Origin of the sequence: Skermanella aerolata KACC 11604 (assembly GCF_000936425.1) — a bacterium.
Lineage (GTDB): Bacteria > Pseudomonadota > Alphaproteobacteria > Azospirillales > Azospirillaceae > Skermanella > Skermanella aerolata.
Genome location: NZ_AVFK01000017.1, coordinates 68,342 through 81,359 on the forward strand (window position 1 = coordinate 68,342; position 13,018 = coordinate 81,359).

Annotated in this window: 13 protein-coding genes and 1 tRNA gene; 4 read left to right on the top strand and 10 right to left on the bottom strand. The window is 64.3% G+C overall.

The genetic code is table 11. The features are described from left to right. Nucleotides 1-28 precede the first annotated feature (28 nt). The 9 genes from N826_RS20260 to N826_RS20295 form a co-directional block, all read right to left on the bottom strand. Complete coding sequence (locus tag N826_RS20260; protein WP_044431833.1) at nucleotides 29-1,315, bottom strand: type II toxin-antitoxin system HipA family toxin; 1,287 nt, start codon at nucleotides 1,313-1,315, stop codon at nucleotides 29-31. A gap of 3 nt (nucleotides 1,316-1,318) precedes the next feature. Next, entirely contained in the window at nucleotides 1,319-1,675 is a 357-nt protein-coding gene (locus N826_RS20265) for a helix-turn-helix domain-containing protein (RefSeq protein WP_044431835.1), read from the bottom strand. 74 nt (nucleotides 1,676-1,749) lie between these two features. Continuing rightward, entirely contained in the window at nucleotides 1,750-2,370 is a 621-nt protein-coding gene (locus N826_RS20270; RefSeq protein WP_063772283.1) for a helix-turn-helix transcriptional regulator, read from the bottom strand. A 123-nt stretch (nucleotides 2,371-2,493) separates the two neighbouring features. After that, complete coding sequence (locus N826_RS43190) at nucleotides 2,494-2,655, bottom strand: hypothetical protein (protein WP_157599355.1); 162 nt, start codon at nucleotides 2,653-2,655, stop codon at nucleotides 2,494-2,496. Nucleotides 2,656-2,754: 99 nt separating this feature from the next. Beyond that, the gene (locus N826_RS20275) at nucleotides 2,755-4,200 is read right to left on the bottom strand and encodes a TrkH family potassium uptake protein (protein WP_308518279.1); all 1,446 of its coding nucleotides are present in this window, start codon (nucleotides 4,198-4,200) and stop codon (nucleotides 2,755-2,757) included. Between the two features lie 163 nt (nucleotides 4,201-4,363). Beyond that, the gene (gene folE / locus N826_RS20280; protein WP_247870469.1) at nucleotides 4,364-5,011 is read right to left on the bottom strand and encodes a GTP cyclohydrolase I FolE; all 648 of its coding nucleotides are present in this window, start codon (nucleotides 5,009-5,011) and stop codon (nucleotides 4,364-4,366) included. 184 nt (nucleotides 5,012-5,195) lie between these two features. Further along, nucleotides 5,196-5,588: a Co2+/Mg2+ efflux protein ApaG gene (apaG, locus tag N826_RS20285; protein WP_044431836.1), complete on the bottom strand. Its 393-nt coding sequence runs from the start codon at nucleotides 5,586-5,588 to the stop codon at nucleotides 5,196-5,198. A 189-nt stretch (nucleotides 5,589-5,777) separates the two neighbouring features. Beyond that, the gene (locus tag N826_RS20290) at nucleotides 5,778-6,455 is read right to left on the bottom strand and encodes an ATP-binding cassette domain-containing protein (protein ID WP_244619636.1); all 678 of its coding nucleotides are present in this window, start codon (nucleotides 6,453-6,455) and stop codon (nucleotides 5,778-5,780) included. A 2-nt stretch (nucleotides 6,456-6,457) separates the two neighbouring features. Continuing rightward, nucleotides 6,458-8,221, bottom strand: coding sequence for an ABC transporter permease (locus N826_RS20295; protein WP_084720941.1), 1,764 nt, complete (start codon nucleotides 8,219-8,221; stop codon nucleotides 6,458-6,460). Nucleotides 8,222-8,619: 398 nt separating this feature from the next. Between N826_RS20295 and N826_RS20300 the strand changes: the two genes are divergently transcribed. The 4 genes from N826_RS20300 (at nucleotide 8,620) to N826_RS43195 (ending at nucleotide 10,305) form a co-directional block, all read left to right on the top strand. After that, the gene (locus tag N826_RS20300; protein WP_063772284.1) at nucleotides 8,620-9,210 is read left to right on the top strand and encodes a GNAT family N-acetyltransferase; all 591 of its coding nucleotides are present in this window, start codon (nucleotides 8,620-8,622) and stop codon (nucleotides 9,208-9,210) included. Nucleotides 9,211-9,245: 35 nt separating this feature from the next. Then, nucleotides 9,246-9,319, top strand: a tRNA-Gly gene (locus N826_RS20305). 125 nt (nucleotides 9,320-9,444) lie between these two features. Then, nucleotides 9,445-9,606, top strand: a complete 162-nt coding sequence (locus N826_RS45975) for an SEC-C metal-binding domain-containing protein (protein WP_084720943.1) — start codon at nucleotides 9,445-9,447, stop codon at nucleotides 9,604-9,606. A 90-nt stretch (nucleotides 9,607-9,696) separates the two neighbouring features. Further along, nucleotides 9,697-10,305 carry a hypothetical protein gene (locus tag N826_RS43195; protein WP_147040838.1) on the top strand — a complete coding sequence of 203 codons (609 nt, stop codon included), beginning with the start codon at nucleotides 9,697-9,699 and terminating at the stop codon, nucleotides 10,303-10,305. A gap of 136 nt (nucleotides 10,306-10,441) precedes the next feature. Here N826_RS43195 and N826_RS20315 read toward each other — a convergent pair whose 3' ends face one another. After that, the gene (locus tag N826_RS20315) at nucleotides 10,442-12,784 is read right to left on the bottom strand and encodes an ATP-binding protein (protein WP_044431838.1); all 2,343 of its coding nucleotides are present in this window, start codon (nucleotides 12,782-12,784) and stop codon (nucleotides 10,442-10,444) included. Between the last annotated feature and the right edge of the window lie 234 nt (nucleotides 12,785-13,018).

Sequence of the window (13,018 nt, forward strand, 5' to 3'; positions counted from 1 at the left end):
ATATTTTATACGGGAGGCGCTGGAAGGTTTACCCGGCTTCCTGGGCAAGCCGGGTGGCACGCATCCGCGCCATCAGGCGGTCGGCCCGGCTTCTTTCCAAGGGGAGATCCCGGATAAGCGTCGGCCATATATCCAGGCACGATTGCGTAAACTGGCGCAAGTCTCGTTCCGTCGCATCGGTGTCCAGTTTCAAGTAGGTCGCCGCCCGGCGGAACTTGGAGAAGCCGAGGTCGATCGCGGAACGTACGCCGACAAACTTGATAGCCAGCGTATCGTCATGATCGTATAGCCAGGTCGGGACGATGTCGTAAGCCGGAGACAGCTGCGGGTCCGATCCGCTCGGGAAGTAGAACGACCAGTTCTTGAGGTGGTTGTCGCCATTGCCGATAAGAACATCCGCGACTATGCGGCGCATGGCTTCAAGGATGTCTGTGCGCCAGTCGGCACTGAACCGTGCGATGCATGCCAATATGGTTTCGCCGTTGCCGCGCGAGTATTTCTGGATCTCGCTTGCTCCCAGGACCTGCGCCATGTCTTCCATGTGAATGCGCGTCCCATCCGAAGCCCTGTCGAACCGCTCCACGACGAGGACGCAATCCCCATGGCGCAGGAACTCAGCCGGCACGCCATCGACCTGCGATGTCGGCTTCAAGTAGCAGTGAGCGGTGTTGATGCCGACGGCGCGGCATAGCGTCATGGCCGCGTACTCCGCTTCCGGAAGATGCGGATGTCTCTCCGACGGGACCTTGAGGATGAAGCGTCCGGCTCCTGATCGGGCCGGCGCCGACAACCGCTCCCCATGGGTTTCGGCCGTGAACTTCAACTGGACGCCGGCTAGGGAGAATTTGACGATGCCTTCGGGAACCGGGACCCTGAAGCCATGGAGGTTTTCCCACCTTACATCCCTGTCGGGTCCGATGCTGGTTTCCGGGACGATCATCACGGCGCCGGGCAGGTCGGCTCCCAGACGGGCCAGCACGTCGAACTGATCGTGATCGCCTTGTCCCATCTCGGCTTCCACCATCGACCGCAGCGCTCCCTCGGGCAGCAGGTTGGAGAACCAGGGCGGGACGAAGCCGTGCAAGGCGATCTTGTCGCTCCTGATCCCCAATCGGGTCTGCGTATCGGCATCGTCCACCGGGTTGAACCATGCCATGCTCAATATGGGCCGCACGCCGGGGGGCGTCCGCAGGTATGTCTCATCGACTACGAAAGCGGTGGAACCGTTGGCGCTGCGCGACAGCGTGCCGACACGGACAGGGTTGCCTTGGGCACCCATCAGGTGAACGCCCAATATGCCCGCCTTCATCGTCATCGTTTACTCTTCCTCATCGTCTTCGCCGAGATCCACGAAGAGCTCATCGTAGACCGACCGCGCAACCCCGGGAACGGCGGGAGCGTCGGCTGTTCCCCGTCCCAGCAGCCTGTCCACCTCGCCCGCGCGGGAACGAGGCACGAGCATCGGTATCAGGTCCAGCGCGTCGCACAGGTCAATGACAAGCGCCAGCCGGTCCCGATGGCTGCGCTCCTTCAGCAGGTCGGATTCCAGTTCAGCGATCCGCGTTGGTGATCGCTGAACCATCCTGGCAATTTCACGCTGGCTGAAGCCCTTGGCTTTGCGGCCCTCGACGAGGTGCGCTCCCAGTGACCGGGCGATGGGGTAGCGAACCGCCATAACGGAGCAAATCCTGTTGTGATCCGGATATCCGTAGCATAATGGTTCCGGGACGGATTTGCTTCAACGAAATATCAGAGGGGATTCCAATCGCGCTCCCCACCCTCCGGCGGCAGCGAGACGAAGCGGGCGGCCGGGACCGTCCGCCGCAGGTCTTCCAGTTTCATGCTGGTCACCAGCCGGACGAAGCGTCCGTCGCTGATCTGCATCCGCTCCCACAGCCACATGCCGGGTCCCATGCGGATCGTGCCGGGGTGGTTGAAATCGGTCCAGCCGGCGACTGGCAGCGCCGAGAGCTCGTACCAGCCCAGGTCCGGCAAGCGGGCCTCGCCGTCGCGTATCCAAGGCGATGCGAAGGGCCACAGCGTCTCGCCGTAGAGGCCGGAAGCATCGTTGCGCCATTCCTCCCGCCGCGCCTTTGATACGGCCAGCAGCCGGTGAGTCACGTCGCAGACCAGATGCACCCGCAGGCTGGAGCTTTCCACCAGCCGTTTCAGCATGGCGTCGGAGGCGGGGTCGAGCCGCGCTTCGATCAGGGGGAGCAGCTTCGCGGCCTGCTCCGGCGTCGGCTGGTGCGTTCCGGATTCCCAGCGCGAAACCGTCGCCTGGGTGACGCCGGCCAGTTCCGCCAGATGGCTCTGCTTCATGCCGGTCAGCCGGCGAAGCCGCCGCAGGGATCGCCCGAAGTCCAGCATTCCGCCGCCCCATTAGGACCATTCAGGGCCGTTTACGGCCGATACGATGTACGGGCGCCAGGATACTTGGGAAATCACGCGATTTCCACCGGTCTCCCCAGCGCCCGCACAGTCAAGTAACGGTCAGTCGTCTACCGTCGTCGTGCGCTCGGTCGTAACGGTATCCGAAGGAAGACTTTGGGATTTCGTGGTCGTCGTCCGCTCCGTCACCGTCTCGTCGGAGCCGCAGGCGGCGAGAAGCAGAGGAATACCAAGGCTCAACAGTGCGATCTGGAAAACACGCATGTCCGATACTCTCCGATGTTCATCCTGTTCTATCAACCGGGCAAGACTTCGAAGGTTGCGGTACACCGCTAAAGATAACGCTGGATTTGCCTCAAACCTTTATTTCCGCCAGAAGCCCGGCGTCAGCAGGATCAGCACCGTGAACAGCTCCAGCCGGCCCAGCAGCATCCCGGCGGACAGCACCCATTTCGCGGCGTCCGGCAAAGTCGCGAAGGTGCCGCTCGGTCCGATCACCGGTCCCAGTCCCGGCCCGACATTGCTGATGGCGGTGGCGGCCCCCGTCATGGCGGTCAGGTAGTCCAGTCCCAGGAACTGAAGCGTTATCGAGAGGACGGCGAAGCAGACGACATACATGAAAAAGAAGCTCATCACCGAAACCGATACCGATTCCGGAATCGGCTTGCCGTTATAATACGCGATGAAGACGCCGTGAGGCTGGATCAGCCGCCGCATCTGGGCGTCCGCCGTCGCGTACAGCACCTGGAAGCGGAAGATCTTGATGCCGCAGGTGGTCGAGCCGGCACATCCGCCGACGAACATCAGGAAGAACATCATCCCGCCGGCGAAGCTGCCCCAGGTCCCGAAGTCCGACGTGGCGTAGCCCGTGCCCGTGATGACGGAAACGACGTTGAACCCGGCCAGCCGCAACGCCACCAGCGGCGGATAGCCCTGGTCCCACCATAGATGGGCCGCCATCAGGCAGACCGCCACCGCCACGATGGTCAGGAACCAGTGGACCTGGGTGTCGTTCCTCAACGGCTTCGGATCGCCGCGCAAGGCCCTCAGATACAGCACGAAGGGCAGGGCGCCCATCAGCATGAAGACGATGGCCACCAGTTCCACCATCGGATCGTCGAAGTAACCCAGGGACGAGTCCGCGGTGGAGAAGCCGCCGGTCGCGATCGTCGTCATGGCGTGTGCGACGGCATCGAACCAGTCCATCCCCGCCACGTGATAGCCGATCGCGCACAGCATCGTGAAGCACAGGTAGATCAGGCCGATCCAGGTCGCCAACTGGGCCGCGCGCGGCAGCACCTTGTCGGACTTCTCCGACGATTCGGTCCGGAAAAGCTGCATGCCGCCGACCTGAAGCATCGGCAGGATCGACAGCGCCAGCACGATGATGCCGATGCCGCCCATCCATTGGATCAGCGCCCGCCACAGCAGGACGCCGGGCGGAGCGGTATCCAGGCCCACGATCACGGTCGCACCGGTCGTCGTGATGCCCGACATCGCCTCGAAGAAGGCGTCGGTGTAGCTGAGGTCGATCGCCGCCAGCATCAGGGGCACCGCGGCGAAGGCGGCGGTCACCATCCAGGACAGCGTCGTCAGCAGGAAAGCCTGCCGGATCGACAGCGTGAAGTCGGGCACGCGGTTGGTCAGCATCAGCGCCACGCCGACGAACAGGGTGAACGCCGCCGAGATCGCGAAGACCTCCCAGTCCTCGTGCCCGGCCGACAGGTCGGCCATCAGCGGGATCACCATGCTGGCGGCCAGGGTCGACAGCAGGATGCCGAGAACGAAAAAGACGGGACGAAAATCCAACGACGATATCCAACCGGTAATGTGCGGCAGGCCCGCATGTTCCCGGCCCGCACCTCGACTATTGGCAAGAACCGCCGTCTTGTAAATCATTCGCAGTGAAAGCAAAAGGGACGCCGCATCCGCGGCGTCCCTTTCCTTCGACCGGTCCCAGGCTGAATCCGGTTCAGCCGGCGCTGCCGCCACCGGTATTCCCGATCATCGCCAGGAACTCCCGGCGGGTCGAGGGATCGGTGCGGAACGCACCCAGCATCCGGCTGGTGACCATGCTGACGCCCGGCTTGTGGACGCCGCGCGTCGTCATGCACTGGTGTTCGCCCTCGATCACGACGGCGACACCCAGCGGCTGAAGCACTTCCTCGATCGTGTTGGCGATCTGGGACGTCATCTTCTCCTGGATCTGGAGCCGCTTGCCATAGGCTTCCACGACGCGGGCGAGCTTGCTGATGCCGACGACACGGTTCTTCGGCAGATAGGCCACATGGGCCCGGCCGATGATCGGCACCATGTGGTGCTCGCAGTAGCTCTCGAACCGGATGTTCTTCAGGACGACCATCTCGTCATAGCCGTCCGTTTCCTCGAAGGTCCGCTGGAGCAGCTCGACCGGATCGACGCCGTAGCCGGCGAAGAATTCCTCGTACGAGCGGACCACGCGGTCGGGAGTGCCCAGCAGGCCTTCGCGGTCGGGGTCGTCGCCCGCCCACAGCAACAGGGTCCGGACGGCTTCTTCGGCCTCGGCGCGGCTCGGACGCTTGATGCCGGGGGCACTGCGGAGATGATGGGTCGGGCCGCGAACCGGTCTGTCCGCAGCCAAGGGGTTGGATGCACTCACGATGGGTACCTTTCGATGGCCGGCTAGTCACCGGTTCCCTTCAGGTCGCGCTGTCGTCCCCCGACCGCAGCTCGATCCCGGCGGGAATCGGTTCCGCTTGAGCAGCAAGATGGCATGATCTTCCCGCGCTTCAAGACACGGGATTAGACATAAAAGCCGATGATTGTCAGTTCAGTTGAACAGTCTCGTGGGGGCTGTCCAAGGAAAAGGCCGGAATCGTAACGTCGAATTTCTCGCCGCGCGTATTCTCCATCTGATAGCTGCCAGACATGATGCCGGAAGGCGCCGTCAGCGGAGTTCCACTGGTGTATTCGAAGCTTTCACCCGGTTCCAGCACGGGCTGTTCGCCGACCACGCCGGCTCCCTGCACCTCCTGCACCCGGCCGAAGCTGTCCGTGATCCGCCAGTGGCGGTTGCGGAGCTGTACGGTCTCGCGCCCGGTGTTTTCGATCCGGACATGGTAGGCCCAGACGAAATGGTGCTCAGCCGGCGACGACTGATCCTCGAGGAACGTCGGCTTGACCGAGATCTTGATCGCGCGGGTCGTCTGGCTGTACATGGCGGGCTCGCATACCGTGCGGCTGTTATCTCAAATGGGCAACGGAATTAAAATTACTCCTTGCGGTCCTCCTTGTCCAGACGGGCGTCCGGGCATCGCGCCTGCCTGAGGTCGTTTCTACCTCTAATTACCTTTCTATCTTATTAAAATGCGTATCCGCATATGCGGCATCGCCCCATCCCAGCCGCCCTATCCCAGCTCGATGACCGGTCCGTCGGCTTCCGCCCCGTCCATCGGATCATGGGTCACCAGCAGAGTCGGAAGCCGCCGCTTGCGCGCATGGTCGAACACCCAGGCCCGGAACCTGGACCGCAGCGCCACGTCCAGCTTGGAGAACGGCTCGTCCAGCAGCAGCGCCGCCGGCTCCGCCAGCAGGGTCCTCATCAGCGCCACCCGCGCCCGCTGCCCGCCCGACAGCGTCGCAGGATCTCGCCCGCCCAGGCCGCCCAGGTCGGCGTCGTCGAGCGCCCGCTCCACCGCCTCCCGCCGTCCGGCTCCGCGCAAGGCGGCCGGCAGCCCGAAGGCAAGGTTCTCCGCCACCGACAGGTGGGGGAACAGCAGGTCGTCCTGGAACAGGATGCCGACCCTGCGCTGTTCGGGCGGCAGCCCGTCCAGGTCGACGCCCCGCAGCGTCACGCGGCCGACGGCGTCGAACACCGGATCCAGCGTTCCGCACAGATGGGCCAGCAGGCTAGACTTGCCGCTCCCGCTCGGTCCCATCAGCACGGCGACGCGCCCGCCGTCGATCGCCAGCGACAGCGGCGGCACCAGCACCCGCCCGTGCAGCGAAATCCCGACGCCGCTCAATTCCAGCCGGTGCGCCCTATTCCTCCCGCTTTCCGCTTCCTCCATCGCCTTCGCCCTCACCCTCATCTCCTCCACCGGCGGACCCGGTCGACCGCCGCCGGCAGCGCCAGCGCCAGGGCGAACACGATCAGCGGCAGCGCCGCCTGCGCGAAGCCGTAGACCCCGATCAGCCGGCGGTCCGAACCGGCGGCCAGCCCGATAGCCTCCGTCGTCAGCGTCGGCAACCGTCCCGCCCCGGCGAACTGGGTCGGCAGGTATTGCGCGACGCTGACCGAGAAGCCGATCGCCGCCGCTCCCAGCACCGGCCGAAGCAGCAGCGGCAGCCTGACCCGCCAGAACACCCGCCACGGCGTAGCGCCCAGGCACAGCGCCGACCGCGCATAGCGTTCGTCCAGCGCCCGCCATGGATCGGCCAGCGCCAGGAAGACATAGGGCAGCACGAACAGCAGATGGCTCCAGACCAGCGCGATCCACGTCCCATTCAGCCCGGCCGAGACCAGCAGCACCTGGGCCCCGAACAGGAAGCCGATCTGCGGCACCAGCAACGGCAGATAGAGCAGCCACAATCCCCGCGCCGACGGCCGCAGCCGCGCCCGCTGCTCGTTCTCCAGGCATCCCAGCACAAGGACCAGCGCCACGCCCGCCGATGCCACCCCGGCGCTCAGCGTCGTCCAGGCGGGACCCGCCAGGTGGGGCAGCGCCCGTGTCCAGGTCTCCCAGCTCCAGGCTGCCGGCAGCGCATCGGGAAAGCGCCAGCGCTCCGCCACCGACCACAAGCCAAGCCCGGCCGAAGCGCCCATCGCCACCAGCACGATGCCGGCCGCCAGCACGGCGCTGACCGATCTCGCCACCGCCCCGGTCCCGCCGCGCCGGCCCGACACTGCCCAGCGCCGGCCGATCCGTCCCGCGATCACCTCTCCCAGCCGCCACAGCGCTATCAGCGCGCCTGCCAGTACCAGTTGCAGGCAGGCGCCCGCCGCCGCTTGATAACGCATGGCGAGGTCGGGATCGCTGAACCAACGCAGCACCAGCACCGCCAGGGTAGGAGGAGTGCCCGGCCCCAGGATCAGGGCCATGTCCACGACCGAGGCCGAAAACGCGAGCACCGCGTAGACCGGCAGCCGCAACTGCGGATAGACCAGCGGCAGCACCGTCTTTCCCCACGCCGTGACCGGCCCGTAGCCCATGGTCCGCGCGACGGTCAGCGTCCGGTCCGCCCTGACCTGGTTGAGCGCCGCGAAGGTCATCAGCAGCAGGAACGGCACTTCCTTGACCACCAGGCCAAGCACCAGCGCCAGCCCCATCGGATCGTTGACGGTGCCGAGGTCGGGCGGCCAGGTCCATCCCGTCGCCCAGGGCGACAGCAGCCGCGCCAGCCATCCGCTGGGTGCGATCAGGAAAGCGAAACCGATCGCGAAGGCGGCGTGGGGCAGGGCCAGCAGCGGCGCCAGCAGCCGCCGCAAACCGGAAAAGACCCGCGTGCCATGCCACGCGGCGCAGAACCACAGCGCGATCCCGACCGACAGCAGCGTAGCGCCCAGGCCGGTGCCGGCCGACAGCAGGACGGCGGCCGCCAGCCCTGGAGCCTCCAGCAGCGCCCGCCATGGGCCGAGCGACGGTTCCGTCCCGCCCAGGGCAGGCAGGATGCCGAAGGCCGGAGCCCAGGTGCCGATCAGCCCGCCCGCGATCGGTCCCAGGAACAGCGCCAGCGTCAGCGGCGGCACCAGCCCGAGAGCGCTCCACCGCCGGCGCCGCCTGCCGGCAGCCGACGCCACTTGCCGTCCGACCGCTCCGCCGCTCGCGATTTCAGGGCTGACCGACTTCATGGTTTCACGATTTCTTGAGGATTCTCAGCTAAGAGGAAGGCGTCTGCTTCCAGCAACCTACTCCGCCGGGTGCTTGAAGTCAGGGATGTGGCGCAACGGTCACGATTGTTTGATCGCTTCGACGCATGGGTCCCCTGACGAAAAACACGCTTTTACCGGAAGGGGTGCGGTGTTATATGCAGCGTCCGTTGAAACTGTTCGGTCAACCGCCCCATGTCGCCCCAGCACGCCCTACGACGACGAAGGACAGTCCGCTTGCACTCCGCAAGCGTCGAAGTCCTCACGCCGCGTGCTGATGCCCATGGGATGACAGGCTGACCTGAACCTCTCCCTCCCGGCATCGGCGGCACGGCTCCAGCCTTTCTGCACACTATTTGCCGCCGGGATAACAAGCCTCGATGAACATCACGATTGAGCAGCCGCACCACGCCGCCGCCATCGACACCCTGCTCGACAATTCCTTCGGCCCCAACCGGGCCGGCAAGACCGTATACCGCCTGCGCGAAAACGTCGCTCCCGTGGCCGAGCTGTCGCTCGTCGCGGTCGAGGACGATGCCGTCGTCGGCACCATCCGCTACTGGCCGATCCTGATCGGCGGCATCACGCCGACGATCCTGCTCGGTCCGATCGCCGTGGACAGCAGCCTGCGGAGCGGCGGCCTCGGCGCCCAGCTCATCCGGCAGAGCCTCAACCGCGCCTCGGCCGCCGGCTGGCGCAGCGTCGTCCTGGTCGGCGACGCGCCGTATTACAGCCGTTTCGGCTTCACCCGCGACCTGACCCTGAACATGAGCCTCCCTGGCCCGGTCGATCTCGACCGTTTCCTGGGACTGGAACTGGTCGAAGGCTCGCTCAGCGGCGTCTCGGGAATGCTCGGCCGCTGGCCCGTCGAACCCAAGCCGACTGTCCAGGTCGAGCTTGCCGCCCGGCAGAACGCCGGGGCAGGCGCCGGCTTCGGCGCGGATCGCTGGTTGGTCAACGCGCCGGCTTGATCATCCCTTCCCGATGCCCTATAAACAGGGGCGTCGCGGGTGTAGCTCAATGGTAGAGCAGAAGCTTCCCAAGCTTACGACGAGGGTTCGATTCCCTTCACCCGCTCCAAACGACTCCCCTCATCAAAATCAGGCGCATAGAGCAAAGTGAACCGCGCCGGGATTGTCGGATGCCACTTACGCGATCGATCACCTGCTATCATTACTCGAATTGCTTTTGATCGGAAGATACGAATGGTGAAGCGTAGTCGAGTTGCTCTTTGCCCGTGTGGCAGCGGTCGAAAGCGTAAGAACTGTCATCGCCATATACCGTTCATGAGCAATGTGTCTGGGATGTATCGCATCCAGGACACGCGTAAGGTTGCCTATTTCACAAATGATATTTTAGTTAACTAGATCTACAGAAATTCGCCATCTATTGCTCGTTCATTCGACAATGTAGCAAGACGTACAATTGAGAAGATAAGCCCGGTCTATGGCTCGATAATGTTTATAATACTTTACTACCTTAATGGTGTTGGGAAAGGCGATATAGGGATAAGGTCGACTTGTGCTAGGTTATTTATAAATTCGTTTCAAAGCATCTCCGCAAGCATACAAGTAGCAAGATACGGATACTGGCGCGAATACGGTAATATTGCACGCTCTATTGTAGAAAATCTAGCTGTTATTGTTCATTTGGTTGGAAATGATAATGCCCTTGAGGAATTTCACAAGGAAAAGCTCCAGTCGTCAAAATCCATTACGTATGCTAGAAAGAGGTTTAGTGTTCTCGGTCCGTTGTACGGACTATTAAGTAATCAATTTGTGCATATTGGGCCGGAATGTGCTGAGTTAAGATTCACTGAATGCTATAATCAAGGAGATGATGACATCGATTTCATTGATAGCAATTTGCGTGCGGTTACGCTTCTGTCGTACATAGTTGCCGAACTTGTTTTTTTTGAGCAAGTGGACGTGCCAAAATACTGGGAATGCATTGGTGAAGGCGAGTACAAAACGAATCCAAGTGAAGAAGCACACAGATGGCAAGCCGACCTTCTTGGAGTCAGCCTGGAGGACATAGACGCTAATAACGATAGCACGGTTGGCTGAATATTTTGTAAGTTGCGTTAGCACCAAGTGCACATGGGCTGAGAGTGTCTGATTACAAGCAGCTTGTGTCAGTGTGTTGACAATCGTTACCTCCGCGATCGTATAACAGTGACCTTCGGCGACCTTTGGCAGCAACTCACCCCCCGCTCTCCGGCCCCCTGACGCCCACTCCGCCCATCACCTCCGCCTTTACGCGCGGGATCGTCACTTCGAAGATGCTCCCCCGGTCCGGGACCGACCTCACGGCGATCCGGTGGCCCAGCAGCGCGCTCAGCCGCTCGACCACCGCCAGCCCCAGGCCAAGCCCCAGGTGACGGTTGCGGGCCGGGTTGCTGAGCTGCATGAACTCCTCGAAGATCGCCTCGGTCATGTCGGGCGGGATGCCCCGGCCGGTATCGCAGACCAGGATGCGGATGGTGCCGCCGTTCCCGCCGGCTCCCCCCATCCGGCAGCCCAGCACGATCCGGCCGTGGTCGGTGAACTGGATCGCATTGGCGACCAGATTGTGCAGGATGCGGTACAGCAGGTTGCGGTCGCTGTGGACCTGGACGGCGGAGGGCTTGACCCGCAGCTTCAGGTCGCGGCGTGCCGCCGCCGGGGCGAACTCGACCTGCAACTGGTCCAGGACGCTCTGCACCGGGAATACCTGCCGTTCCGGCGCCACGATGCCGGCGTCGATGCGGGAGATGTCCAGCATCCCTTCCAGCAACCCCTGAAGCACTTCCAGGCTGCGGCCGAGCTGCTCGATCACTTCGGCCTGCCGAGGGTCCTGGTTGCGCCGGCTCAGCACCGAATGGAAGATCACGCCGGCTTGGAGCGGCTGGCGCAGGTCGTGGCTGGCGGCGGCCAGGAAACGGGTCTTGGCGTTGCTGGCGCGCTCGGCTTCGGCCCGCGCCTGCGCCAGTTCGCGCGTGCGCTCGGCGACGCGGCGCTCCAGCTCCAGCGCCCGGCTCCGCCGTTCCTCCAGCATCAGGCGGTCGATCAGCCGGCGCCGGATCTCGACCGCCATCTGGTGGCTGACATCGTCGAACGGCAGGCTCCGGCCCCGGACGATCTCGCTCCAGGCCTCGAACGAGGCGCGCGGGCTCAGGTCGTGCTTGTCCCGGCCATCGGCGACACCGGCCCAGACGACGGTCCGGACCCGTTCCCTCCGGCCTAGGACAAGGTAGTCTCCGCCGTCCGGCGACAGCGGCAGATGGACGGCGCCGACGAAATCGGCGCGGGCGGCGCCCGTTATATAGACGCCGACCGGGTCGGCGGCCGCGATCCACTGGTCGTCCAGGCGGACGGGGTCGGCCCCCCGCCGCGTGGGCAGCGCTGGCGGCGGGGTCGCGTCGGTGCCACAGCGGACGGGCTTGCCATGGATCCGGCCCAGCAGCGCCGTGCAGTCGAACCACGACAGCAGCATCTGCGCCCGCCGCTCGATCCCCGACACCAGGTCGGGCGATTCCGATAGGGCATCGGCCAGCATGTCGGCGCGGTTGCGGGCCTGGAGAAAGCCGGTCGCGCGGTGCTCCGCATCCCGTCGGAACAGGCGCGCCGCGACCACCTCGGCCAGTTCCTGGCACACCCCGCGCAGGGGGGCGGACACCGTCCGCGGCGTGGCGCTGTGGCAGACGATCATGCCCCAGAACCGGTTGCCGACCAGCAGCGACAGGGCCATCGTCGCCCGGACATCCATGTTGCGCAGGTACTGGAGGTGGATCGGCGAGACGCCGCGAAGCGACGCGTAGCTGAGGTCGAGCGGCTGGCCGCGCGCGGGGTCCAGGGGCGGGACCAGCGGTATCGCCGGGCCGTCCACGTCGGGGATCACGCGCAGCAACGTGCGGGTGTAAAGCTCCCGCGCCTGGGCGGGGATGTCGGATGCCGGGAAGTGGTGTCCCAGATACCGCTTCGGCAGGCCGCTGGTCTGTTCGGCGACCACTTCGCCGTGCCAGTCGGTATCGAACCGGTAGACCATGGTGCGGTCGAAGCCGGCCAGCCCGTGCATCTCGATCACGGCCGTTTCGCAGATGTCCCTTACATCGTCGCCGGAACGCGCGATGCGGCCGACGCCATAGGACAACTTGCGGTGCAGCTCTTCCGAACTCGCGTGAGCCGTGCCGGCGGCGGTGTCCTCGAACTCCAGGATGACGCGGTCGTCGTGGCGGTGCACTACGCAGCACAGCGGACGTTGCGGCGCCGTCGCGACGGCGACCGGAATAGCGTCGTGAAGATGTGGGAAGACCGGCGACAGGTCGCGGCACGCCAGCTCCGCCACCGCATCGGGGCCGAGCAGGTCGGCCAGGGGGCGGCCGCAGAGGTCTTCCGGCGCCATCGTCAGCAGGTCGGCCGAATTCGCGCTGGCCTGCGCTATGGACCAGTCGGCTGGATCGATCGACAGAAGGACGCCATGCGGCTGGATCGCGCCGGGAATGTGGATCGGCTCACGCTCGCAGGCGTTGCGGTCACCCGCCAGATCCGGGGCGTTCAATCCCATGACACAGGATATGGCAGGTTCATGGCCGTTGATCCGATCCTTCAACGCGGCCCCGACGCGGCCGCCTCCTCAAGCCGAGGACGCTTTCGAATCGAATCGAAGCGATTGCCGGGGCATGAGTCAAGTATTTGAAAGTGGGTTGGACCATAGGCGTAGTTCATAGCTTGGTTACGAATATGCCTACAGAATAAGGCACTCGCCTTTTGGTACTTGATTTTCGATCAACCTCATATT

Excerpts from the sequence above, each read along its gene's own strand:
- N826_RS43190 (WP_157599355.1), bottom strand. The coding sequence starts at position 2,655 with ATGCGTGTTTTCCAGATCGCACTGTTGAGCCTTGGTATTCCTCTGCTT.
- N826_RS20265 (WP_044431835.1), bottom strand. The coding sequence starts at position 1,675 with ATGGCGGTTCGCTACCCCATCGCCCGGTCACTGGGAGCGCACCTCGTC.
- apaG (WP_044431836.1), bottom strand. The coding sequence starts at position 5,588 with ATGTACAGCCAGACGACCCGCGCGATCAAGATCTCGGTCAAGCCGACG.
- N826_RS45975 (WP_084720943.1), top strand. The coding sequence starts at position 9,445 with ATGGTGAAGCGTAGTCGAGTTGCTCTTTGCCCGTGTGGCAGCGGTCGA.
- N826_RS43195 (WP_147040838.1), top strand. The coding sequence starts at position 9,697 with ATGTTTATAATACTTTACTACCTTAATGGTGTTGGGAAAGGCGATATA.
- N826_RS20295 (WP_084720941.1), bottom strand. The coding sequence starts at position 8,221 with ATGAAGTCGGTCAGCCCTGAAATCGCGAGCGGCGGAGCGGTCGGACGG.
- N826_RS20315 (WP_044431838.1), bottom strand. The coding sequence starts at position 12,784 with ATGGGATTGAACGCCCCGGATCTGGCGGGTGACCGCAACGCCTGCGAG.
- N826_RS20260 (WP_044431833.1), bottom strand. The coding sequence starts at position 1,315 with ATGACGATGAAGGCGGGCATATTGGGCGTTCACCTGATGGGTGCCCAA.
- N826_RS20270 (WP_063772283.1), bottom strand. The coding sequence starts at position 2,370 with ATGCTGGACTTCGGGCGATCCCTGCGGCGGCTTCGCCGGCTGACCGGC.
- N826_RS20300 (WP_063772284.1), top strand. The coding sequence starts at position 8,620 with ATGAACATCACGATTGAGCAGCCGCACCACGCCGCCGCCATCGACACC.